Origin of the sequence: Candidatus Accumulibacter contiguus (genome assembly GCF_012940005.1) — a bacterium.
GTDB lineage: Bacteria > Pseudomonadota > Gammaproteobacteria > Burkholderiales > Rhodocyclaceae > Accumulibacter > Accumulibacter contiguus.
Genome location: NZ_SPMX01000021.1, coordinates 15,907 through 37,641 on the forward strand (window position 1 = coordinate 15,907; position 21,735 = coordinate 37,641).

At 60.1% G+C, this 21,735-nt stretch carries 22 protein-coding genes, 1 tRNA gene and 3 pseudogenes; 16 read left to right on the plus strand and 10 right to left on the minus strand.

What is annotated here, in order from left to right; genetic code table 11:
• From E4Q08_RS09195 to secG, 3 genes and pseudogenes are all read right to left on the minus strand, one after another.
• Complete coding sequence (locus E4Q08_RS09195) at positions 1-375, minus strand: NADH-quinone oxidoreductase subunit A (RefSeq protein ID WP_034914540.1); 375 nt, start codon at positions 373-375, stop codon at positions 1-3.
• Positions 376-432: 57 nt separating this feature from the next.
• Positions 433-517 (minus strand) — tRNA-Leu (locus tag E4Q08_RS09200).
• 67 nt (positions 518-584) lie between these two features.
• A pseudogene (secG, locus tag E4Q08_RS25690) lies at positions 585-958 on the minus strand (preprotein translocase subunit SecG).
• A 116-nt stretch (positions 959-1,074) separates the two neighbouring features.
• Between secG and E4Q08_RS09210 the strand changes: the two are divergent.
• From E4Q08_RS09210 to erpA, 5 genes and pseudogenes are all read left to right on the plus strand, one after another.
• Positions 1,075-2,616, plus strand: coding sequence for an ISAs1 family transposase (locus tag E4Q08_RS09210; RefSeq protein WP_169070161.1), 1,542 nt, complete (start codon positions 1,075-1,077; stop codon positions 2,614-2,616).
• Positions 2,617-2,937: 321 nt separating this feature from the next.
• Positions 2,938-3,367, plus strand: a pseudogene (gene rplM / locus E4Q08_RS09215) (50S ribosomal protein L13).
• A 9-nt stretch (positions 3,368-3,376) separates the two neighbouring features.
• A complete protein-coding gene (rpsI, locus tag E4Q08_RS09220; RefSeq protein ID WP_034917147.1) occupies positions 3,377-3,769 on the plus strand; it encodes a 30S ribosomal protein S9 in 393 nt (130 codons plus the stop codon).
• 92 nt (positions 3,770-3,861) lie between these two features.
• A complete protein-coding gene (gene argC, locus E4Q08_RS09225) occupies positions 3,862-4,890 on the plus strand; it encodes an N-acetyl-gamma-glutamyl-phosphate reductase (RefSeq protein WP_169070162.1) in 1,029 nt (342 codons plus the stop codon).
• Positions 4,891-5,152: 262 nt separating this feature from the next.
• Positions 5,153-5,503 carry an iron-sulfur cluster insertion protein ErpA gene (gene erpA, locus E4Q08_RS09230; protein ID WP_034917153.1) on the plus strand — a complete coding sequence of 117 codons (351 nt, stop codon included), beginning with the start codon at positions 5,153-5,155 and terminating at the stop codon, positions 5,501-5,503.
• A 79-nt stretch (positions 5,504-5,582) separates the two neighbouring features.
• Here the strand turns inward: erpA and E4Q08_RS09235 are convergent, their stop codons facing one another.
• Entirely contained in the window at positions 5,583-6,632 is a 1,050-nt protein-coding gene (locus tag E4Q08_RS09235; protein WP_169070163.1) for a COX15/CtaA family protein, read from the minus strand.
• Between the two features lie 289 nt (positions 6,633-6,921).
• On the opposite strand from E4Q08_RS09235, the gene E4Q08_RS09240 reads away from it, so the two are divergent.
• From E4Q08_RS09240 to E4Q08_RS09285, 10 genes are all read left to right on the plus strand, one after another.
• Positions 6,922-7,071: a hypothetical protein gene (locus tag E4Q08_RS09240; protein WP_169070164.1), complete on the plus strand. Its 150-nt coding sequence runs from the start codon at positions 6,922-6,924 to the stop codon at positions 7,069-7,071.
• Between the two features lie 30 nt (positions 7,072-7,101).
• Positions 7,102-7,641 (plus strand): cupredoxin domain-containing protein, encoded by a 540-nt coding sequence (locus tag E4Q08_RS09245; RefSeq protein ID WP_169070165.1) that lies wholly within the window; start codon positions 7,102-7,104, stop codon positions 7,639-7,641.
• Between the two features lie 16 nt (positions 7,642-7,657).
• Complete coding sequence (locus tag E4Q08_RS09250; RefSeq protein WP_169070166.1) at positions 7,658-9,352, plus strand: cbb3-type cytochrome c oxidase subunit I; 1,695 nt, start codon at positions 7,658-7,660, stop codon at positions 9,350-9,352.
• A 131-nt stretch (positions 9,353-9,483) separates the two neighbouring features.
• Complete coding sequence (gene cyoE / locus E4Q08_RS09255) at positions 9,484-10,374, plus strand: heme o synthase (RefSeq protein ID WP_169070167.1); 891 nt, start codon at positions 9,484-9,486, stop codon at positions 10,372-10,374.
• A 261-nt stretch (positions 10,375-10,635) separates the two neighbouring features.
• Positions 10,636-11,385, plus strand: a complete 750-nt coding sequence (locus tag E4Q08_RS26480) for an SCO family protein (protein ID WP_505438014.1) — start codon at positions 10,636-10,638, stop codon at positions 11,383-11,385.
• Positions 11,386-11,481: 96 nt separating this feature from the next.
• Positions 11,482-12,669 (plus strand): tetratricopeptide repeat protein, encoded by a 1,188-nt coding sequence (locus E4Q08_RS09265; protein WP_248594802.1) that lies wholly within the window; start codon positions 11,482-11,484, stop codon positions 12,667-12,669.
• Between the two features lie 26 nt (positions 12,670-12,695).
• A complete protein-coding gene (locus tag E4Q08_RS09270) occupies positions 12,696-13,829 on the plus strand; it encodes an efflux RND transporter periplasmic adaptor subunit (RefSeq protein ID WP_169070169.1) in 1,134 nt (377 codons plus the stop codon).
• Positions 13,830-13,838: 9 nt separating this feature from the next.
• Complete coding sequence (locus E4Q08_RS09275; RefSeq protein WP_169070178.1) at positions 13,839-14,558, plus strand: ABC transporter ATP-binding protein; 720 nt, start codon at positions 13,839-13,841, stop codon at positions 14,556-14,558.
• Complete coding sequence (locus tag E4Q08_RS09280; RefSeq protein WP_169070170.1) at positions 14,540-15,748, plus strand: ABC transporter permease; 1,209 nt, start codon at positions 14,540-14,542, stop codon at positions 15,746-15,748. The genes E4Q08_RS09275 and E4Q08_RS09280 overlap by 19 nt, the downstream gene beginning before the upstream one ends.
• A gap of 18 nt (positions 15,749-15,766) precedes the next feature.
• The gene (locus E4Q08_RS09285) at positions 15,767-16,972 is read left to right on the plus strand and encodes an ABC transporter permease (RefSeq protein WP_211203372.1); all 1,206 of its coding nucleotides are present in this window, start codon (positions 15,767-15,769) and stop codon (positions 16,970-16,972) included.
• A gap of 55 nt (positions 16,973-17,027) precedes the next feature.
• On the opposite strand, the gene E4Q08_RS09290 is transcribed toward E4Q08_RS09285, so the two are convergent.
• From E4Q08_RS09290 to E4Q08_RS26075, 6 genes are all read right to left on the minus strand, one after another.
• Positions 17,028-18,494, minus strand: a complete 1,467-nt coding sequence (locus E4Q08_RS09290) for an AarF/UbiB family protein (RefSeq protein WP_169070171.1) — start codon at positions 18,492-18,494, stop codon at positions 17,028-17,030.
• A 188-nt stretch (positions 18,495-18,682) separates the two neighbouring features.
• On the minus strand, positions 18,683-18,991 hold the full coding sequence (locus tag E4Q08_RS09295) for a hypothetical protein (protein ID WP_169070172.1): 309 nt from the start codon (positions 18,989-18,991) through the stop codon (positions 18,683-18,685).
• 375 nt (positions 18,992-19,366) lie between these two features.
• Positions 19,367-19,570, minus strand: coding sequence for a hypothetical protein (locus E4Q08_RS24045; RefSeq protein WP_034910040.1), 204 nt, complete (start codon positions 19,568-19,570; stop codon positions 19,367-19,369).
• 56 nt (positions 19,571-19,626) lie between these two features.
• Positions 19,627-20,109: a GNAT family N-acetyltransferase gene (locus E4Q08_RS09305; protein WP_169070173.1), complete on the minus strand. Its 483-nt coding sequence runs from the start codon at positions 20,107-20,109 to the stop codon at positions 19,627-19,629.
• Positions 20,078-20,389 (minus strand): type II toxin-antitoxin system TacA family antitoxin, encoded by a 312-nt coding sequence (locus tag E4Q08_RS09310; RefSeq protein ID WP_034910043.1) that lies wholly within the window; start codon positions 20,387-20,389, stop codon positions 20,078-20,080. The genes E4Q08_RS09305 and E4Q08_RS09310 overlap by 32 nt, the downstream gene beginning before the upstream one ends.
• Positions 20,390-20,935: 546 nt before the next feature.
• Entirely contained in the window at positions 20,936-21,406 is a 471-nt protein-coding gene (locus E4Q08_RS26075) for a DUF6988 family protein (protein WP_372703591.1), read from the minus strand.
• A gap of 109 nt (positions 21,407-21,515) precedes the next feature.
• On the opposite strand from E4Q08_RS26075, the pseudogene E4Q08_RS24050 reads away from it, so the two are divergent.
• Positions 21,516-21,735 (plus strand): annotated as a pseudogene (locus E4Q08_RS24050) (IS701 family transposase); the annotation flags it as partial.

The window sequence follows — 21,735 nt, forward strand, 5'->3', positions numbered from 1 at the left end:
TCACTCCCAATCCAGCGCGCCTTTGGCCCAGGCGTAGATGTAACCCACGACGAGGATGGCGATGAAGACCAGCATCTCGATGAAACCGAACCACCGGACCGAATCGGTCTGCGTGATTTCCTTGAAGATCGTCGCCCAGGGCAACAGAAAGGCCACTTCAAGGTCGAAAAGGATGAAGATGATGGCGATCAGGTAATAACGCACGTCGAACTTCATGCGTGCATCTTCGAAAGCCTCGAAGCCACACTCGTAAGGAGAGAGCTTTTCGCTGTCCGGGCGATGCGGCGCGACCACCAGGCCAGTCACGACGGGCGCAATACCAAAGGCAATGCCAATCAGTATGAAGACAAATACCGGGAAATAGCTTTCCAGCATGATCCGCCCCACAAGTGCTCATTTCAGACTTCAGCCACCCGACCGGATGGCTTCTCCTGGTGCCGACGATGAGACTCGAACTCATACGACCTAAGTCACTACCCCCTCAAGATAGCGTGTATACCAATTTCACCACGTCGGCACTACCACGGACAGCGGACGAGTCAACCGAGGAATCCTGCATCTCTCGCCGCCACCTTGAAACCAGATTACTTGGGAATATCCTTGGCCTTCGAATCGGGACCCGCCAGACCTGTTCCCTGCTCAACGCCACTCGCAGGCGGCGCTGAAACAGGCCTGGAGTTTACCGCATCCTGCATCACACTGCCAGTCGTTTTTTGGTTTGCTCGATGCCAGATAGGCAAGCGACATGCTGGTCAAAAAAAAACACCGTCGCCAGAACGGCAGTAGCGCGACTCAGGAAGTTGGCGGAACCGGTGGCGCCGAACAGGCTTCCGGAAGCACCGCTACCAAAAGCAGCGCCCATGTCGGCGCCTTTTCCGTGCTGAACCAGAACCAGGCCGATCACGCCGATCGCCGCCAGAATGTGCACCGCCAGCACCACAGAAAAAAGATAGTCCATATCACCTCTTGTTCGACCCAGCGCCGGACAGTCGCAGGCTGGAGCACGCCGAAAAAACCTGTGGAGTATAGCCAGTTTGAACCGTTCTGGTCAATTGCCCCGGAAGGAATGAAGGAATGGTAGAACGAAGCGAGGAGGAGCGCTATCAAGAGCAGATGGCGCGCCACCACTACCTTGGTGCGCTGGCGAAGATTGGTGAAACGGTGTGGTACGTGGCGACGTGGCGTGAACAGTGGGTGGCGCAACTGAGTATTTCAGCGGCTGCCCTGAAATGTGGTGTACGTGACCGGTGGATCGGCTGGGACTTTCGCTCGCAGTATGGGCGGCTCAAGCTGATCGCCAACAATAGTCGCTTTTTGATTCTTCCCGAGTGGCATTGGCCAAATGTCGGCTCACGAGTGCTCTCGCTGACTGAACGCCGGGTCGTCGCGGACTGGCAGGCACGCTTTGGTCATCCGTTGCTGTTGCTGGAGACCTTTGTCGATCCCAGGCAGTTTCATGGGGGCGTTTATCGTGCGGCCAACTGGATTGAACTGGGGCTGACGCAAGGGTATCGACGGACCCGGGAAGGTTACAGCGCCGAAGCCGAGGCCCCCAAACGCGTCTTTGTTCGTCCCCTATGCCGCACGCCCCAAGTGCAATTGACCCACCCTGACCGGGCACACCTTCAACTCACAGGAGCCGCCAAGATCATGCTCAACGCCGACCAGATGCGCCAGTTGCCGCAGTGTTTTACGAGGATTCCCGATCCCCGCCGTGCGCAAGGACGCCGCCATCGCCTGCCCGTGGTGCTGGGCATTGCGGCCGGTGCGACGCTGTGCGGCATGCGCGGCTACAAGGCCATCTCGAACTGGGCCGATGCCTTGGGACAGAAAGCGCGCGAACGATTTGGCTGTCGGCGCGAGAAGGGACAGTACCTGGTCCCCAGCGAGTCCGTCATTCGCGACTGCCTGGTTCGTATTGAACCGGATGCGATGGATGGCGCACTCAACACCTGGAACCAGGCCTGGGGGACGCAAGACGAGGCGCTGGCGCTGGACGGAAAGACGATGAAAAAGGCCATCGACGAGACAGGAGAGCAGGCGCACATCCTGAGCGTGGTCGGGCATGACTCGAAGACCTGTTACGCCCAAAAAAAAGTCGGCACCTTACCGGTAGCAGGAAGTGACGAGCAAAAGCGGACCAACGAAATCGGCATGGCGATCCCCTTGCTCAAAACCTGCGACCTGGCCGGCAAGGACATCACGGCGGATGCTCTGCTGACCCAACGCGCGCTGGCTACCTATCTGGTCGAGCAGCAGGCGCACTACCATTTCACCGGAAAAGGTAACCAGCCCACGCTGGAACGTGATATCGCTTTGCTGTTTGAGAAGCGCCAAAAACCAGACTTCGTCGAGATCACACCTCCCGATCACGGTCGCATAGAGACGCGGAGCATTTGGTGCAGCACCGCACTCAATGCCTACATCCCCTTCCCCCACGTCGCTCAGGTCTTTCTGATCGAGCGGGAAATCATCGAGAAAAAAACCGGTCAGTACGCGCGTGAGATCGCACTGGGGATTACCAGTCGCACGCCGCAAGAAGCCTCTCCGCAACGCGTACTGGCCACCAACCGAGGGCACTGGAGTGTCGAGAGCGTTCACTACATCATCGACTGAAACTACGACGAGGACCGTTCCCGAATCCGGACCGGCTTCGGCCCGGAAAACGTCACTCGCCTCCGACGCTTCGCCGTCGGCATCCTCAAGTCCTTCCAGAAACCTTCGCAATCCATTGCCGAAATGATGCGTTTGCTTTCCTTCCGGACCCGCCTCGTCTTCGACTCCTTGCGTATGACGAAAAACTCACTCACCGGATCGAGAGCTTCTTGAGAACAAATTTACCGTGGGAATGGGCGAAACAGCAATTGACACCAGTCGCTGACTTGCAATACCATGTCGGGCTTTCCGTTATCAGGCAAAAAAAGGACGGCGTTCTTGATGAAGACTTTCTCTGCCAAACCGCACGAAGTGTCACGCGAATGGCTTCTGGTTGATGCCACCGACAAGGTGCTGGGTCGCCTTGCGACCGAAATTGCTCGCCGCCTGCGTGGAAAGCACAAACCCGAATTCACTCCGCATGTGGATACCGGTGACTACATTGTCGTCACCAATGTCGAGAAGTTGCGCGTCACTGGCAACAAGGCTGATGACAAGAAATACTATCGCCACTCGGGCCACCCGGGGGGGAATCTACGAAACGAACTTCACCAAGATGCAGCAGCGTTTCCCGGGGCGCGTCCTTGAACAGGCCGTGAAGGGCATGCTCCCCAAGGGACCGCTCGGTTACGCAATGCTCAAGAAAATGAAGTGCTACGCCGGCGCAACGCATCCGCACGCTGCCCAGCAGCCAAAAGTTCTGGAACTCTAAGGGGTCACAATGGCTGAAAATTACTTCTATGGCACGGGACGGAGAAAGTGCGCCGTCGCGCGCGTCTTCATGAAGCCCGGCAGCGGCAAGTTCGTCGTCAATGGCAAACCGGTCGATGAATTCTTCTCTCGAGTTACGGGGCGCATGATTGTTCGGCAGCCACTGCAATTGGTCGAGCAGACGACAGGCTTTGACATTCTCGTCAACGTCGCCGGTGGCGGCGAGTCCGGCCAGGCTGGCGCGGTTCGGCATGGCATTACGCGGGCACTGATTGCCTACGACCTGTCGCTCAAACCGGCGCTTTCCAAAGCAGGTTTCGTCACTCGTGACGCTCGTGAAGTTGAGCGCAAAAAAGTTGGTTTTCACAAGGCCCGCCGGCGCAAGCAGTTCTCCAAGCGCTGATCGCATCCCTTGCACAGCGAGAGCCGCCTTTGGGCGGCTTTTGTATTTTCTGGGGCTGGGAGCTATCATTGCCGGCTCTCGTGGAGACTCTTATGATCAAGGTTGGAATCGTCGGAGGCACTGGCTACACCGGCGTCGAATTATTGCGGCTGCTGGCGCAGCATCCAGAAGTGCAACTCGTTGCCATCACCTCTCGTGGAGATGCTGGAACGGCAGTCTCGAGCATGTTCCCGAGCTTACGCCGACGACTGAGCTTGCAGTTTGAAGATCCGGCCAGAGCCAATCTACAGGACTGTGATGTGGTCTTCTTCGCCACACCCAACGGCGTGGCCATGCAGCAGGCACCGGCACTGCTCGACGCCGGGGTGCGCGTGATCGACCTCGCCGCTGATTTCCGCATCAGAAATGTCGCCGAGTGGAGCCAGTGGTACGGGATGCAGCACAGCAGCCCGGAATGGGTCGCCGATGCAGTCTATGGACTACCGGAGTACGACCGGGCCGACATCCGCAACGCTCGTCTGCTAGCCAATCCAGGCTGTTACCCAACGGCGGTGCAATTGGGTTTCCTGCCGCTGCTCGAAGCCGGTGTGGTCGAACTGGATCATCTGGTCGCAGACGCCAAATCGGGCGTCTCCGGGGCCGGACGCAAGGCCGAGATTCCAACCCTCTTCTCGGAAGCTGCCGACAATTTCAAGGCCTATGCCGTCCCCGGTCACCGACATCTGCCGGAGATTCGGCAGGGCCTGTCGAGAATGGCTGGCAGCCCGGTCGGATTGACCTTTGTTCCTCACCTGACTCCCTTGATCCGTGGCATTCACGCCACCCTCTACGCGCGCATCAAGGATGAGGCCGACTTTCAGGCAATCTTTGACACGCGTTACCAGGACGAGCCTTTTGTCGATGTCCTGCCGCCGGGCTCACATCCCGATACACGCTCGGTGCGGGCCGCAAACATCTGTCGTATCGCGGTGCATCGCCCACAAGAGGGGAATGTTCTGGTTGTGCTCTCGGTAATCGACAACCTCGTCAAAGGCGCCGCAGGCCAGGCGGTGCAAAACATGAACATCATGTTCGGCCTGCCCGAAACCACAGGGCTCTGGCAACTGGCGGTGTTTCCCTGAACCTGAACCGGTCCGCAAGGTGCAAGCACAAAAATGTTATGATCAGGGGCATCGACATGGATGCGATCGGAGTCCTGGAACCTCTGGAACCTCTGGAACTCCTCGCAAGCAGACCTGTCTGATTTGACGTTGAAGAGCGTCATGCTGCTTGACAAGCGCCTGTCCGATCAGGCAGGCATCAGAACCGTAGCACACAAACTGGCCACAACTGACCGATCCTGGCTCGAATCGGCGCAGATATCAGATTTTGGAGAATAATGTAATGAATGTAGCGACAGACATGCCGATGCCCTTTGTTTTTACCGACAGCGCGGCTGGCAAGGTGAAAGAGTTGATCGAAGAAGAAGGCAACCCGGATCTGAAACTGCGGGTGTTTGTAACCGGCGGCGGGTGTTCGGGTTTCCAGTATGGGTTCACCTTTGACGAGGTGGCCAACGACGACGATACCGCGCTGCAAAAGAACGGCGTCACTTTGCTGGTCGACCCGATGAGCTATCAGTATCTGGTCGGCGCCGAAATCGACTACACGGAAGGGCTGGAAGGTTCGCAGTTTGTAATCAAGAACCCGAACGCCTCTTCGACCTGCGGTTGCGGTTCCTCGTTCTCGGTGTAGCTCGCTGACAGGCAGCGAGAGGACTGCCAACAACAGCGCGGTCGCCCGGACATTCCTCAGACGCAGGCCTGGCTCGGAGTCAGGCTGAGTCGCCCGGCAAGCGCGCCGCCCGAAGTTCGTGGTTCAACCACAGCAGCAAGCCGAGGACGACCATCGCCCCGCCTTGATGCGCAGCCCCCAAGCCCACCGGAACCGCCAGCAGCAGGGTGGCGATGCCCAGCGCGATCTGGATGAACACCCCTCCCAACAACAGCGTTGCCGCCAGGCGAGCCGAAGCGGAAACGGCCGCATTCCTGATCTTCCACCAGAACCAGGGCACCAGAAAGGCCAGCAGCCAGGCGCCCAGGCGATGGTCAAACTGGACCAGCGCCATGTTGTTGAAGAAATTCAAATACCAGGGATCGATGAGAAAGCTTTCCGGCGGCAGCACGTGCCCGTTCATCAGTGGAAAGCTGTTGTAGGCCTTGCCGGCGCGAATGCCGGCGACAAAGCCGCCGCTGATGACCATATAGCCGACCAGGATCGTCAACCAGAAACCGGTCCGCTGCAGCCCTTGTAGCGCAACATCACGACTGACCCGGCTACGCTCGGTGAGCAGACCCAGCGCCACCCAGAACATCGACAGAAAAATCAGGAAAGCCAGCGACAAATGCGCGGTCAGTCGATAGTGACTGACGCGCGGGTCGTCGACCAGGCCGCTCTTGACCATGTACCAGCCCATCGCTCCCTGCAGGCCCCCGAGCACGAAGATCCCCAGCAGCTTCGGGATCAGCGGCGGTGCAATCCTGCCTCGCAACCAGAAGTAGAGGAACGGCAGCAGGAAGACCATCCCGATCAGACGTCCGAGAACGCGGTGCCAGTACTCCCAATAGAAAATGCTCTTGAACTCTTCGAGCTTCATCTGGTGGTTGACCTGCTGATATTCCGGGGTCTTCTTGTATTTCTCGAAGGCCTCATCCCATTCGGTCGGATTGAGCGGTGGGATGATGCCGACAATCGGCTGCCACTCGACGATCGACAGGCCGGAATGGGTCAGACGCGTGACGCCACCGACCACCAGAATGGCGAAAACCATGGCACTGCAAATCAGCAGCCAGAGCGCAACTTGTCGGCGAGCAACTTGATCCATGACCGATCACCGGGTAAAAAGCGAAGCCACGGATTATATGCCCTTTGCGATGCTCTCCCATCCTTCCGGCGGCCTGCGACCCTGGGTCGCAGCCGCAACCCTGCGATGCCCATGCCTGCTGGCTTTGCCGACCAGCATCGGGTTTCCCGGTTCTTGACCTGAATCAAATCAATGGCAGCTCGGCTGCAGGTATCCTTTGCCCAATTGTGCCCGGAAGGCCCAAGAAATTCGTCCTAATCCGCAACTTACCAGCCGCCACAAGCGCAAATCATTGATGGAGGATACAAACATGGCCGTCAACAACGATGATGACGTTCCGTTCATGCAGAAGCTGCTGGACAACCACTTCCTGCTGCTGTTTCTCGGCGTGGCGTCACCAGGTCTGCTCTACATCCTGTGGGGCATCATCGACATCATGAATACGCCGCTCGCCAAGTAAGCCAATCAGTCACTTCAGGGAGAGTCAATTATGAGTGCAATTCTGCCGCCGTCGGATCGGCTCTGGTGGAAGCAACCCATCGACAAGGTCGAATGGGCATGGATCGCGATCGCTTTCGTCTGGGGGATGATCATGTTCGCGATGATGATTTACTGGCATGTTTACGGCAAGCAGAACTTGTCCAATGAAGCCTATAAAACCACCCCCGAGATGTTCGCCGCCAAGGCCGAGAAGTTCATCGCCGAAAACACCGTCCGTACCGAAACCGATCAGAACATCCCCGTGGTCAAGGTACCCGCTGGCGGTGACGGTTACCTGATCGCCCGGCTGTGGGCATGGTATCCGATCCTTGAACTGGAGAAGGGGCAGACCTACAAGATCCACCTCTCGTCAATGGATTACAACCATGGCTTCTCGCTGCAGCCCGTCAATATCAACATCCAGGTCATCCCGGGCTACGAGCACGTCGTCAAGATGACGCCGACCAAGGAAGGCACTTACGCCATCGTCTGCAACGAATACTGCGGCATCGGTCACCATTCGATGCTCGGCCGTATCTACGTGAAATAAGGGAGGAACAAACAAGATGGCAACGACCTACCGTACCTGTCCCGTCTCCGGACTGCAATTCGAGGACCAGGCCGAGAAACTGATGCGCTGGAACGCCGTCGCCGGCGTCCTCTGGCTGCTCGTCGGTGGCATCACCGCCCTGCTGGTCATCCTCACCCGCTGGCCGGCGATCAAGCTGCTGCCGGCCGACCAGTTCTACCTGATTCTCACTGCCCACGGCATCGACATGCTGATCCTGTGGATCCTGTTCTTCGAAATGGCCGTTCTCTACTTTGCCTCATCGACGCTGCTGCGCTGCCGGCTGGCAACGCCGAAGATCGCCTGGCTCGGTTTCTGGCTGATGGTCGTCGGCGGCATCATGGCCAACGTCGCCATCTTCCAGGGCGAGTCGAGCGTGATGTTCACCTCTTATGTGCCGATGCAGGCCGCCCCCCACTTCTACCTGGGGATCATCCTGGTCGCTGTCGGCGCGCTCCTCGGCGTCGCCGTCTTCTTCGGCACACTGGTCGTCGCCAAGAAGGACAAGACCTATCAGGGCTCACTGCCGCTGGTGACTTTCGGTGCGCTCACCGCAGCGATCATCGCCACCTTCACGATTCTCGCTGGCGCCGGCATCCTGCTGCCGACCTTCCTGTGGTCGGTCGGACTGATCAAGGAAATCGACGCGCAGCTGTATCGCATGGTGTGGTGGGGTCTGGGACACTCATCGCAGCAGATCAACGTCGCTGCGCACGTTTCCGTCTGGTACCTGACCGCCGCCGTGATCTTCGGAGCCAAGCCCTTGTCCGAGAAGGTGTCGCGCTTCGCCTTCCTGCTCTACATCCTGTTCCTGCAGCTCGCCAGCGCACACCACCTGCTCTCCGACCCCGGCATGAGCGCCGAATGGAAGGTGCTCAATACCTCTTACTTCATGTACTTTGCGGTGATGGCATCGATGATCCACGGCTTTACGGTTCCTGGAGCGATCGAAGCGGCACAGCGGCGCAAAGGTTACACCAACGGCCTGTTCGAATGGCTGCGCAAAGCGCCCTGGGGCAACCCGGTGTTCTCCGGCATGTTCATCTCGCTGGTCAGCTTCGGTTTTCTCGGCGGCATCTCGGGGGTCGTGCTCGGTACCGAGCAGATCAACATGCTGATGCACAACACCTTCTATGTTCCGGGCCACTTCCATACCACGGTGGTGACCGGCACGACGCTGGCATTCATGTCGATCACCTATCTGCTGGTGCCGGTCCTGTTCCGGCGCGAAATGATCCTGCCGAAGCTTTGCCAGATCCAGCCTTACCTGTTCGGCATCAGCATGTCGGTACTCGGACTGGTGATGATGGGCGCCGGAACGCTCGGCGTCTCCCGCCGGCACTGGGACATGGCTTTCTCGGGCGCACCGTTCCAGTATGAATGGCCGGGTGCCGCCTACCTGATGATGGGTCTGACCGGGATCTTCGGCGTCATCGCCGTGATTGGCGGTGGGCTGTGGATCCTGCTCGTCGTCGGTTCGCTGCTGTTCGGCAAGAAACTCGACGGCGGCAAGGTATCCGACCGGCCGACGCCGATCCCGGGTAACACCCAGGCCGCTTCGGCGGTGGCACACGGTAGCGACCACGTCCCGGTTCCGGGCACCGTCGTCCTGGCGCTGCTGCTGTTCGTCTGCTTCGTCCTTTACTACTTCGTCAACTGGAAGTACCTTTCCGAAGTCTGGTTGCTCAGCTGATCTGGCACCTCCCCCACACCATCGGCGTGGGGGCCTGCCTCAATCGGTCCTGGTCACCACAGGCCCGATTCAAGCAGGTCCACCGCACAGGCCACCCGATCATCACCTTGACCGCTACCCTATCGACACCCATGCCATCCATCCGCGCATCGAACAGCACCTTTCCCATCCGCGCCATTCTCGGCGTGTTCAAGCTGCGCATCGGTGTCGTCATCACCTTCACCGCCCTTGCCGGTCTGGCGGTCAGCTCCGGCCCCAGCCTGAGTCTGCTGCAGCTACTCGTGCTGACCCTGTCGGTACTGCTTTCCTCGGCCAGCGCCGGTGCCTTCAACCAGTATTACGAACACGACAGCGACCTGCTGATGTCGCGAACCAGCAAGCGACCCTTCGTCACCGGTGAACTTCGGCACGAACCGGTCTGGTTGCTGGTCATCGCCGCCCTGATGACGCTGTCGGTCGGCGCCGCCTGGATCGCCCTGAATGCCTGGTCGGCGCTGTTTGTCTTCCTCGGCGCTTTCTTCTACGCCATCGTTTACACGGTTTGGCTAAAACGGCGTACCTGGCTGAACATCGTCTTCGGCGGGCTGGCCGGGAGTTGGGCGGTGCTCGCCGGCGCCACCGCCGCCAATCCGCAGCTCGGCGTCGTCCCGCTGGCGCTGGCACTGGTTCTCTTTCTATGGACGCCACCGCATTTCTGGAGTCTGGCGATTGCTTTTCGGGACGACTATGCCGCCGCCGGCGTGCCGATGCTGCCAGTCGTCGTCGGCGATCAGCAAGCGGCGAACACGATTTTCCTCAGCACTCTGGCGCTGGTCGCAGCCAGCCTGTTGCCACTGCTCTTCGGCCTCGGCGCGATCTATGGTGTCGGCGCCATCGTTGGCGGCTTCCTGTTCATTCAGAAGGCCTGGCGACTGACTCGCGACCCCTGCCGCAAGTCGGCGATGATCTGCTTTCACGCCTCGCTGATCCAGCTGACACTAGTACTGCTCGGGGCCATCCTCGACGCGCAGTCCGGTTTCTGATTCGTCCATTGCCCATTCCGGTGAATAGTCGCTTCTCTCACGCGCTACTTGCATCCATCTTCCTGCTCGCTGCGCCACCGCTCGTCGCCGACGACGCAGCGGCAGGGAAACCCAAACTCACCGCTCGCCCACAGGGAGTCAACAGCGGCCTGGTACTGACGGCCCTCGACGAAAAAAGCTGCTTTCGAATTCTCGCAAAGCGCCATCGGCAAAGCGGTCGGAGACTTCGTACTCCTCGATCGCCAGGGCCAGCCGGTCGAACTGTCGCGTTACCGAGGCAAGCCGCTGCTGGTCAACTTCATCTACACCGCCTGCTTCCAGGTCTGCCCGACGACCACCCGCAACCTGCAGAAAGCCGTCGAGAATACGGTCAGCGTCATGGGTGCCGATCGCTTCAACATGATCAGCATCGGTTTCAATCAGCCGTTCGACTCGCCGGCCGCGTTGAAGGACTTCGCCAGACAATACGGCATCCGTCTGCCCAACTGGGAATTCCTGAGCCCTGCCCCGGCGATCGTCAGCGATCTGACACGCAATTTCGGTTTCAGCTTTGTCGCGACTGCGGCTGGCTTCGATCACCTCAACCAGGTGACCATGGTCGATGCCGACGGGATGATCGTCCGCCAGGTCTATGGCGAAAAGTTTACTGCCGAGGACATCGCCGAACCACTCAAGATTCTGATCACACGCTCGGCGATCCCACCGGAAGTCGGCACTCTCAATGAACTCATGCAGCGCGTCAGAATCATCTGCTCGATCTACGATCCCGTGACCGGCAGATATCGGACCAACTACTCCTTGTATTTCCAGATTGCCGGCTTCATCACCTTTGTCGGCTTCATGATCTATCTGTCGATCAATTTCTGGAAGAACCGGCGCCGCCATGAAGAAAAAAACGTCCTGAATAGCCGTGCTTCGCGCAACGGCGCTTCTGGATGGACAAGCCGTTATAGCGCACATCCTCCGAATCAGCAGAGGGCAGAATTTTGGTTTGCACGCACTTCTTGTTAGAATCGGCCGCTCAAGTGACGCCCAACCACGGCAAGGCAAACCATAAGCATGCGCTCGAACTCTCCCAAGCCTTTACGGGCGCCCTTTCCTGCCGTGATGGCCGGCCTCCTGTTGGCCTGCTGGATCGCCCCAGCCATTGCAGACGAGATCTCGGATGCGCGGCGTCTATTGAAACAGGGGCAATCGGCTGAGGCCCTCGCAAAGCTTGATGCCTACATTGCGAGCAGGCCGAAAGAGGCGCAAGGGCGATTCCTCAAAGGATTGATCCTGATGGAAATGGGCCGTCCGAGCGAAGCCTTGATCGTGTTCAGCAAGCTCAACGAGGACTATCCGGAACTGCCGGAGCCCTACAACAACCTGGCTGTTCTGTATGCCCAGGAGCAGCAGTTGGACAAGGCTCGTACCGCACTCGAGATGGCCATCAGGACGGATCCGGGATATGCCATCGCCCGCGAGAACCTGGGTGACGTTTACGCCCGGCTCGCCAGCGAATCGTATGGTCAGGCACTGCAGCTCGACCCGGCAAGCAAATTGACACAGTCCAAGCTGTCCAGACTGCGTGAACTCAACCTCAGCGCTTCTGGCAGCGATGCTGGCAGGCAGGGCGAGGAACTGCGACCAGTCCCCAAGTCGACCAGAAAGACCGGCGCCGCGCCGACCAGGGGGTCTGCTGCGCCACCGCCCGCCGCAAGCACTGCTGCAACCAGGCCCGTGCCAAAGGTGACGCCGCTTGCTGCTGCGGAAACCCTGCCAGACAAACCGGTACAGAAACCTGCGATGACCGCAGTTGAGGCTTCCGGCAATCCATTGACCGCTGTCGCCATGGATCAGACCGCCTTGAGCCAGGATCCGGAACGAGGGATCGCTGCCGGTGGCTGGGATCTGGCCTTCAGCCCATACACGGTCCATTACAATCCAGACAAGGATCACAAACCGGTGGTCATGCTGGGACTCAACAAGGCTCTGGAAGGGCGCTGGTTTGCCGGTGGGGTCGCGTTTGCCAACTCCTTCGGGCAGCCAAGCGCCTACGTCTACGCCGGGCAGCGTTACGTCAACCCCTTCGGCTTCGAAAACTGGTACCTGCAGTGGACAGCAGGTCTCCTGTACGGTTATGTCGGTGAGTATGAAGACAAGGTACCGATGAACTACAAGGGCTTCTCGCCGGGATTCGTGCCCAGCATAGGCTACCGGTTCAACAAGTACCTCTACGGTGAACTCGACATCCTGGGCGCTGCGGCGCTGATGTTCACCGTGGTCGCCCCGCTGCCGAAGGACTGGCCCTGAGCCACCGCCGACGCTACGCCGTTAGCATGCTTCTGGTATCGCTGCTGATTGCCGCCGGCGTCTGGTGGGCAAGCCGCCCGAAACCGGTCGCCGTGGTGCTGAAAGAGATCGAACGTGGCCTGGTCGAATCGACGATCGCCAATACCCGTGCCGGGACGGTTGAAGCCTGTCAGCGCACCCGCTTATCCACGATTACCGGTGGCCGCATCGAGGTCCTGGCAGTCAAGGAGGGAGATCGCGTCAGCAAGGGGCAACTGCTGATGAAGCTCTGGAACGACGACCAGCAGGCGCAAAGCGCATTGGCCATCGCACAGACCACCACTGCCCGCCACCACATCAGCGAGGCCTGCGCCGTGGCTGCCAATGCCGAACGCGAAGCCGAACGGCAGTCGGCGCTGCGCGCCAAAGGTTTTGTCTCGACCGCCAGAGAGGACAGCGCGCGTAGTGAGGCGATCGCCCGGCGTGCCGGCTGCGAGGCCGCCCGCGCCGACCTCGCACAGGCCGAGGCGAAGGTCCGCCTGACGCGCGTCGAGCAGGGACGAACGGTACTCTATGCGCCGTTTGCCGGCACCATCGCCAAGATTGTCGGCGAAGTCGGCGAATACTCGACGCCGTCGCCGCCCGGCGTGCCGACGCCGCCGGCGATTGACCTGATCGACGACTCGTGCCTGTACGTCAAGGCCCCGATGGACGAGGTCGATGCACCCAGGATCAGCGCCGGACAGCCGGTCCGCATCAGCCTCGACGCACTGCCGCGGCAATCCTTTCCGGGCAGGGTCAGGCGCGTCGCGCCATACGTATCGGCGGTCGAGAAGCAGGCGCGCACCGTCGATATCGAGGCCACCCTCGATGACCCGAGCGCACCGGGCCGACTCCTGGTCGGCTATAGCGCCGATGTCGAAGTGATTCTGGCGGTTCGCGAGCAGACCGTTCGCGTTCCCACCCCGGCGCTGCTCGAAGGCGGTCGCGTGCTGGTCGCAGGCGCTGACGGTAGCCTCGAAGAACGCCGGGTGAAGACCGGCCTCGCAAACTGGGAATATACAGAGGTTCTCGAAGGCCTGACCACCGGCGAACGCGTGGTCACTTCGCTCGAACGTGCGGGCGTCAAGGCCGGAGCGCATTATTCGGTCGAGTCCCGGCCAGCGGCGGCCGGCAAGTAATTGATGAGCATGGCGCTGATCGAACTCTCCGGAATCGAGCGAGTCTTTCGCCTCGGTGATAGCGAAGTGCACGCCTTGCGCCATCTCGACGTCTGCATCGCAGCCGGCGAGTACGTGGCGGTGATGGGTCCATCCGGCTCGGGCAAATCAACGCTGCTCAACCTGATCGGCCTGCTCGACCGCCCGAATGCCGGCACTTACCGTCTTGAGGGCTGCGACGTCACCACCCTCTCCGCCGAAGAACAGGCACACCTGCGCAGCGAACGCATCGGCTTCGTCTTTCAGAGCTTTCATCTGGTGCCACGCCTGACCGCCGCTGAAAACATCGCGCTGCCGATGACGCTGGCGGGCGTTGCACCCCTCCGGCGCGCCGAGCGTGTCGCCCGCGCACTCCGGGACTATGGCCTTGAGCAGCGCGCCAACCATCGTCCGGATCAGCTTTCGGGTGGGCAGCGCCAGCGCGTCGCGATTGCCCGCGCAACGATCATGCAGCCGGCGCTGATCCTCGCCGACGAGCCGACCGGCAACCTCGATCGCAGCACCGGCGAAGAAGTGATGCGTCTGCTCGAAGGACTCAACGACCAGGGTGTCACGCTGATTGTCGTCACCCACGATGGCAGCCTCGGTGCGCGTGCGCGGCGCCAGTTGTTGATGGCGGACGGCGCCCTGGAACATGATCGATGGCGCAGCCCCCAGGGTTTGACTGACGTATGCGTACTCCCGACCTGATTCGTTTCGCCCGCGACGCGGCTACCGGCAACCCGCTGCGCACCTTTTTCCTGGTGCTGGCGATGGCCATCGGAGTCGCTGCCGTGGTGCTGCTGACGGCGCTCGGCGATGGCGCACGCCGCTATGTGTTGAACCAGTTTTCCTCGATCGGCAGCAACCTGGTCATCGTTCTGCCTGGCCGCTCGCAAACCGGCGGCTTCAACCCCGGTAACGCCATCACCAGCACGCCGCGCGACCTGACCATCGACGATGCGCAGGCGCTGCAGCGCGCCAGCGCCGTGCACCGCGTCGCGCCGCTGGCGGTTGGCACTTCCGAGATCAGCGTCGGCGGCAAGTTGCGCGAAGTCATGCTTGCCGGGACCACCGCCGAATTCATCGAGGTACGCCGCCTGGCGCTCGCGCAGGGGCGTTTCCTGCCGCAGGGCGACTGGCGGCGAGGCGCTTCCGAAGCCGTCATCGGCGCCAAGATCCGCGATGAAATGTTCGCTCGTGACGAGGCGCTCGGCCAGTTGGTACGCATCGGTGACCGGCGTTTTCGCATCGTCGGCGTCCTCGCATCGACTGGCCAGGGGCTGGGAATGAATACCGACGAGTTGGTCATCGTGCCGGTATCGCTGGCGCAGGCGATGTTCAATAGCAATACCTTATTCCGCATCCTCGTCGAGGCCAGCAGCCGGGACAGCATCGACCTGGCCAAGGCCCAGTTGAGCGAAATCATCCGACTCCGCCACGAGGGCGAACAGGACGTCACGATCATCACCCAGGACGCCGTCCTCGCCACCTTTGACCGTCTGCTCGGAACCATGACCATTGCCGTTGCCGGCATCGCAGCGATCAGCCTGGCCGTCGCCGGCATTCTGGTGATGAACGTGATGCTCGTCTCGGTCACCCAGCGCACCGCGGAAATCGGCTTGCTCAAAGCGCTCGGCGCTACCGGCGCGACGATCCGCAATGCCTTTCTGACCGAGGCGGCGATGTTATCGGTGGCGGGCGCCCTGCTCGGCTTCGTGTTCGGACAGGCCGGCGCGGCGATCATCCGCCAGATGTATCCCGAATTTCCAGCGTTTCCACCGGACTGGGCGGTGCTGGCCGGACTCGGCACCGCGCTTGGCACCGGCATCCTGTTTGGCGTGTTACCGGCGCGGCGGGCGGCGCGGCTCGATCCCGTGCAGTCGCTGTCGAAACGCTGAGCTGCTGAGCAGGATGCGATGATTCGCCCCGGCGACGGACTGCAACTTGCCTTGCGTGCCATTACTGCGCACCGCCTGCGCAGCTTTCTGACGCTCCTCGGAATCGCCGTCGGGATTGCCGCCGTCATCCTGCTGACCTCGATCGGCGAAGGGATCCATCGTTTTGTCCTGGCCGAGTTCACGCAGTTCGGCACCAATGTGATCAGCGTCGCACCAGGCAAGGTCAAGACCTCCGGCCCGGCGCCAACCGGCATCCCGACCTCGGTGCGGCCGCTGACGCTGGAGGATGCCCGCGCCCTAGGACGTCTGCCGCATATCACCGGCATGACCGCAACCGTGTGGGGCAACACCGAGGTCAATGCCAACGGCCGCCTGCGCCGCAGCACCATCAACGGGGTCAGCGCCGAGATGCTCAAGGTGTACCACATCCAGGTCAGCAGCGGCCAGTTCCTGCCGGCCGAGGATGCCGACAATGCGCGCGCTTTCATCGTTCTCGGTGCAAAGCTCAAGGAAGAATTGTTCGGCACTGGCAATCCCCTGGGTGCGCGGGTGCGCGTTGGCGGCCTGACCTTTCGTGTCATCGGCGTTCTGGAAGCCAAGGGGCAGTTTCTCGGCATTGATCTCGATGACGCCGCCTACATCCCGACGGCTCGCGCTCTCGAACTCTACAATCGCGATGGGCTGATGAAAATCGATCTGTCGTACGAAGAAGGGCTAGCGGCCGCCACTGTCAGCGCGCTGGTCAAGGCAACACTGAAGGCACGTCACGGACGCGAGGATTTCACCATCACGACGCAGGAAGACATGTTGCAGACGCTGTCGAACATCCTCGACGTCCTGACCCTGGCGGTTGGCGCTCTGGGCAGCATTTCGCTGCTCGTCGGCGGTGTCGGCATCGTCACCATCATGACCATCGCGGTCTCTGAACGCACCGGCGAAATCGGCCTGCTGGTCGCTCTCGGCGCACCCCGCCGCACCATCCTCGGCCTGTTTCTCGGCGAAGCCGTCGCGCTATCGGCGCTCGGCGGGCTGCTCGGCGGCTTCCTCGGGGTCGGGGTCGCGCAGTTGCTGCACCTGCTGCTGCCGGCGCTGCCGGTGCACACGCCACTCAGTTTCGTCGTCCTCGCCGAGAGCACCGCGATCGCGATTGGCCTGCTCGCCGGCGTGTTGCCCGCCAGGCGCGCGGCACGGCTGGACGCCGTCGACGCTCTGCGCGCCGAATGAAAGCAGCGGCGGCAAACCTCAGAGGATTCCCGTGCTCCTGGCGTCGCCCGACCTGCTATTCATCGTTACCCACCCAAAAGCGCAGTGCGGTCGCCGGCAGTTCGGCCCAAAGACCAAACAGGTCGGCATTCGAAAGATGGGCGCCCACGCGGCCACGCGAGTCGGCCCAGACCCAGGGGCGCCACGCCAAACCCTTGAAAAACCGCATCGCCCCCTCGCGGATCAGGACGCCATCCATGTTCATCTGCGGCGAGACGTCGGGAAGAACGCCCGATAAGGTCAGCAACGCCTTGCGGAAGAGAATGACTTCCTCGGGAAAACGCACGGCCGACGTCGATGCCAGGGTATCCATCAAAGACGTCATCCAGCCGAATCCGGGAAAGTTGCCACAACGCACCTGCCGAATCGACTCCTTGACGGCGGCTTGCACCCGAGCGTCGTCGACTGGCTGACCCAGCACGGCGATCGCCGCGCAGATGCGTCTGTCGTTCAGCGTGACAGCGCCCAGAACCAGTTGCACGACCGCCTCGCATTGCCGTTTCGAGAGTCGCGTGGTGAGTGCCCAATCGATGATGGCCAGCCGCCCGTCCGGAGTGGCCATCAGGTTTCCGGCGTGCGGGTCGGCATGGAAAACTGCCCCTGCCTCCTGGCAAGCCCAGAAGGGCTGGGCCAGGAGGGCCCTGATGATCCGTTCGGCACGCTGTCGCATTTCCGTCGCAGGCAAGTCCTGCCGGGTCACCTTGCAGCCATCGACTCTTTCCATGGCCGTGACGGAAGGCGTCGAAAACGGGAACAGACGGGGAATGAAGATGTCGGGCGAGCATGCGTAGAAATCAGCTGCCTGGCTCAAATGGGTCTGCTCCCGGTCCAGGCAAACTTCATTGGCAAGAAGGCGGGCCACCGTTTCCAGCGTATTGTGGTAGTCGAATACCGGCAGGCCATAGTGTGCGCAGCGTTCTTCGAGAAAGCCCCCGAGCGCGGGCCAGATGGCGAGTTCCTCATTCAACCGGTCCTGTACCCCAGGCCGCAGAATCTTCAAGACACCCCGTTGTGGCAGTGTGCCTCCTGCCTGCCGCCAGAGGAAAGGCAGGACGACGGCGACACTGGCCTCGGCAATTGCCTTCCGCCCTATCTGCAAACCCGCGATCTGGCCTAGCTCGCGCTCCAGCAGCGGACGGATTGCCACCAGCGAATCCGTGGGCACCAGCGTTTCGAGTTCCTGCAAACGTAGGCGCAGATCGAGGGACAGGCGCCGGTCATGGGCCACGACCTGCCCCAGTTTGTGCAGGGTCGGACAGAGACGGAACAGGGCGAGCATTCGCCGGGCACGACTGACATTACTCGGCAGTCCGAGTTGTGCGGCAAATATGGCTTGCTGGCGGATCGGTGAAAGCCGTTCGAGGAAATACAGCAAGCCGTCCGCCAGCAGGGGGCGATATCCGGCATAAGTCGGCGGCACCAGTTCTGTTAGGCGCAACAACATTTCCAGCAAACCGTTGTCGACATGAGGGTGGCGGATCATGGTGCCAACAGGCTAGCGTACTGGCGAAACAGGAGGGAAGTGGCCACTGGAGGGATTGTTTCCGGTCACGAAAGCAGGAAAGCCACCCTGAGAGTGGCCTGACTGCCGGATTCCTTGGATGTGCGTAGTTTACTACCGAACCACTCGAGATTGTGGCCAATGGGCCAATGAGCTTGACACCTATCAGTTTAAGTTGGCACCCAAAACGGAGGCAGCGGCGATCCAGTTTCGACGAGTCGGTAGAGCTTTCTCAAACCGCGGGTGAACCACGAGAGACAGCTACGGAGCATTTTCCGGACGCTCCAGTGATCATCCGAGGTCTGCTCCTGTGCTTTCATTTCCAAGGGGGTTGGGCGCTCCAGTTGATCTTTCCAGCCGACGCGGACGCACCAGTGCAAGGCCAGGGCCATGATGAGGAGCATCTTATCCAGGCGTTTCGCCTGTTCCAGGTGGCTTTCGGCCAACTCGAAGCCGCGCGATTTGAGGTCGGAGAACATGGGTTCAATGCCCCAGCGCAACCCGTAGTCGAGTACGCGCGCTCGCGTAGGCGGACAATCCATGGCGATGATCCTTGGTTCCGGGTGGCCAGGCTCATGCAAAATGCCGATTGCGGTTGGTACGCCTTCCGCAAACAGCGTGACTTGAGGCAGGTAGCGTTCGCGGCACCTTGCGGCCAATTCGCCTGTGGTGGTCAGTTCGCCTTGGCCAGTATCCACGGAGAAGTTGCTTTTGAGCCTCCCAACCCCGCGCGCGGGCCAGGCGCTCTCAAAGAAACACGGAGTAGGCCCGCCGCCGGCCCTTGCGCCTACCTGTTACTTGCTGCACATGGTTAGTGGCAGTGCCGATATGACCGACCTAGCATTGGTGTGAGCTCACGCGAGCCCGTTTTTGAGGATGGTCCGGGAATCGTCGGCGACCATGGTGAGCGCTGCGATGCGCATCCCGTTTTCGGGTAGGTGGTCTTCGAACACCAGTCCAAATTTCTTATCCTGCAAGGCGGCAGCCCACTCAGCAGACAGGCGCTCGCGAAGGCGAGGATCGCTGACTTGGGCGATCAGGTCGTGAATGGCGGACAACGGGTTCTCCCTATTCTTGTTGTGTTACGGCGGATCGCCGTCAATCGGTCACCAACTCACCCCATCACCTTTGCCGACAAGAACAACAGCAGTGGATTGTCTGGAGATGCTACGAAGCCGAAGCGTTGATAGTAGCCCGAAGCCTGCTCATCGATGGCATCAACGAACAGACCGATGCCGCCACCCTCAGTGTAGATTCGTTGCGCCCGAGTAAGGGTATCTACCAACAGCAATTCGCCGAGACCCGTGCCCTGATATTGCCGATCAACGGCCAGACGCCCCAAGCGCACACCAGGAATTCGACGCGGCAGTTTCTTACGCCAAGCCTCAGGCAGATGGTGGTTTTCGAGTTCGGCAAGCGTGAGCGCGTAGTACCCGCAGATACGATCTGGCGCTTCCTCTCGGGTGGCTACGAAGGTCTTCGACAGCCCCTTCTCCTGATGCTGGCGGGCAACTTGCCGCAGCCAGTCGTTTAGCTCCTGGCGACCACAGTCGAAACCTTGCCGTTTATGGCTTCCAGTTAAAGGACGTACCTGCATCGTCTCCCCTGGCTTCTTGATAGCGCTCGATAGCAGCCTGCAGCGTAGCGTTGGGCTTGGGTGGGTTCTCCATCAGTTCGAGCAGCCAATTCCAGTCGCGAGGGGACAGGCGGATGAGTTCTTCACGCTCGATCACAGCCTGTGCCTCCTTCAGCGCCGACTGCACCAAAAACTGATTGACCGTGGCACCAGTCAGTTCTGCCGCACGGCAAAGCGTTTCGTAAACCTCGTGGGGGACGCGAGCACCGATGCGGTCTTGCTTGGCAATGGTCGTTCCCATTTCATCTCCTGCATTCAAGTGAAGTGCCAGTGTATCACTGTCGCCAAAATGACGCCAATCCCTGATTTGACACGCTACCTTGTCGTAGGGGTGGCGTGCTATGAGGTGTGAAGATGAAGATTGAAGCGGCGTGGCCTAGCCAACACCTGCCATCGCTGGCCGTATGTGCGCCAGGTACAGGGTTCCTCCTCCTGGAGAGACTACGGCAAAGACAGGGAAAGGTCGATCTGTTGTGATGTACTGGGAATCAGCGATCGAGACCTTCACGGAGATCGGGGAAGGCCCATTGTTGCGAGCCACGATTCGGTGGCCATCACCTTCCTTCTCTGATTCGATGGAAAACGGATAATTCTGGCTGTGATCGGCCAGGGAATTCGGACTGCAAACCAAGACGGCAAGGGCAAGAAGGACACGCCTCAACACGGCACACTCTGAAGTTCCTGTATGCAGCGATGATACCCCATCGCCAGTAACGGTGCTCTGTCCCTCTGCTATTCTGTGGTTCTACCCCATCAGCATCAACAGACTGGCCGCCCGAGAGACAACTTAACTGGAGCCTGAGGGCAAAAACTCTGGCAAACAATCAACGAACGTAGGTTGGATACCGCTCATCTCCTTGGCAAGAGTAGGGTTGCCAGACAAAATTGCCAGCATCATCCCGCTCATCGTGAGGAGACCGTTCGAATTCCGTATGACTTGGATCAATAGAGGCAAGGGGTAACCCTCGGTCTGGCGTCTTAAGGGGTGTATTCCCCCATGTACGAAAGAGTTTAACGCCTTCAACGACACGTCCTTAAATTCATTTAGCATCTGCGTAGCAGCAGGTGGCGCCTTCCCTTCAATGGCGCCAAGCATCTCCGATAGCATTGGAAGCCTACTGGCCGCTTCTCCGCAGCAGATGCGAGCGCTGTATGCAATTTTTTCTACAACCACATCTGGTGCAGCGTACAGGAGCCAGACTGATCGTGTCAGTGCCTCGTACTGAAGGCGCATGAGGCTAATTCTACTTTGCCACATTTCTAAAATGGTTGAAATACAGGCTATTGAGCTACATATCTAATGCTCTACCACATAAGGAGTATGACGATGAAATCGCCAAATTTATTTATTTGGGATCGGGCGTGCGGTGGCCAGCTGCTGCGAGAATCTGACCAGCCATTTTCAGTCGTTCCGGGAGTGTTTCCGCAGTAAAACGCGAAGCACGGCCGAGCAAGCTGAACAGTACTTGCGGGGCCTTTTTCAAAGCCCTCGTGCGAACCTGGAACAGATGAGCGAGACGGTGGCGGAGACCGAGTATTACAGCCTCCACCACCTGTTGAGCGATGCTGCATGGGACTTTGAGAATG

Excerpts from the sequence above, each read along its gene's own strand:
- E4Q08_RS09195 (WP_034914540.1), bottom strand. The coding sequence starts at position 375 with ATGCTGGAAAGCTATTTCCCGGTATTTGTCTTCATACTGATTGGCATT.
- E4Q08_RS09210 (WP_169070161.1), top strand. The coding sequence starts at position 1,075 with ATGGTAGAACGAAGCGAGGAGGAGCGCTATCAAGAGCAGATGGCGCGC.
- rpsI (WP_034917147.1), top strand. The coding sequence starts at position 3,377 with ATGGCTGAAAATTACTTCTATGGCACGGGACGGAGAAAGTGCGCCGTC.
- argC (WP_169070162.1), top strand. The coding sequence starts at position 3,862 with ATGATCAAGGTTGGAATCGTCGGAGGCACTGGCTACACCGGCGTCGAA.
- erpA (WP_034917153.1), top strand. The coding sequence starts at position 5,153 with ATGAATGTAGCGACAGACATGCCGATGCCCTTTGTTTTTACCGACAGC.
- E4Q08_RS09235 (WP_169070163.1), bottom strand. The coding sequence starts at position 6,632 with ATGGATCAAGTTGCTCGCCGACAAGTTGCGCTCTGGCTGCTGATTTGC.
- E4Q08_RS09240 (WP_169070164.1), top strand. The coding sequence starts at position 6,922 with ATGGCCGTCAACAACGATGATGACGTTCCGTTCATGCAGAAGCTGCTG.
- E4Q08_RS09245 (WP_169070165.1), top strand. The coding sequence starts at position 7,102 with ATGAGTGCAATTCTGCCGCCGTCGGATCGGCTCTGGTGGAAGCAACCC.
- E4Q08_RS09250 (WP_169070166.1), top strand. The coding sequence starts at position 7,658 with ATGGCAACGACCTACCGTACCTGTCCCGTCTCCGGACTGCAATTCGAG.
- cyoE (WP_169070167.1), top strand. The coding sequence starts at position 9,484 with ATGCCATCCATCCGCGCATCGAACAGCACCTTTCCCATCCGCGCCATT.
- E4Q08_RS09265 (WP_248594802.1), top strand. The coding sequence starts at position 11,482 with ATGGCCGGCCTCCTGTTGGCCTGCTGGATCGCCCCAGCCATTGCAGAC.
- E4Q08_RS09270 (WP_169070169.1), top strand. The coding sequence starts at position 12,696 with ATGCTTCTGGTATCGCTGCTGATTGCCGCCGGCGTCTGGTGGGCAAGC.
- E4Q08_RS09275 (WP_169070178.1), top strand. The coding sequence starts at position 13,839 with ATGGCGCTGATCGAACTCTCCGGAATCGAGCGAGTCTTTCGCCTCGGT.
- E4Q08_RS09280 (WP_169070170.1), top strand. The coding sequence starts at position 14,540 with ATGCGTACTCCCGACCTGATTCGTTTCGCCCGCGACGCGGCTACCGGC.
- E4Q08_RS09285 (WP_211203372.1), top strand. The coding sequence starts at position 15,767 with ATGATTCGCCCCGGCGACGGACTGCAACTTGCCTTGCGTGCCATTACT.
- E4Q08_RS09290 (WP_169070171.1), bottom strand. The coding sequence starts at position 18,494 with ATGATCCGCCACCCTCATGTCGACAACGGTTTGCTGGAAATGTTGTTG.
- E4Q08_RS09295 (WP_169070172.1), bottom strand. The coding sequence starts at position 18,991 with ATGTTCTCCGACCTCAAATCGCGCGGCTTCGAGTTGGCCGAAAGCCAC.
- E4Q08_RS09305 (WP_169070173.1), bottom strand. The coding sequence starts at position 20,109 with ATGCAGGTACGTCCTTTAACTGGAAGCCATAAACGGCAAGGTTTCGAC.
- E4Q08_RS09310 (WP_034910043.1), bottom strand. The coding sequence starts at position 20,389 with ATGGGAACGACCATTGCCAAGCAAGACCGCATCGGTGCTCGCGTCCCC.
- E4Q08_RS26075 (WP_372703591.1), bottom strand. The coding sequence starts at position 21,406 with ATGTGGCAAAGTAGAATTAGCCTCATGCGCCTTCAGTACGAGGCACTG.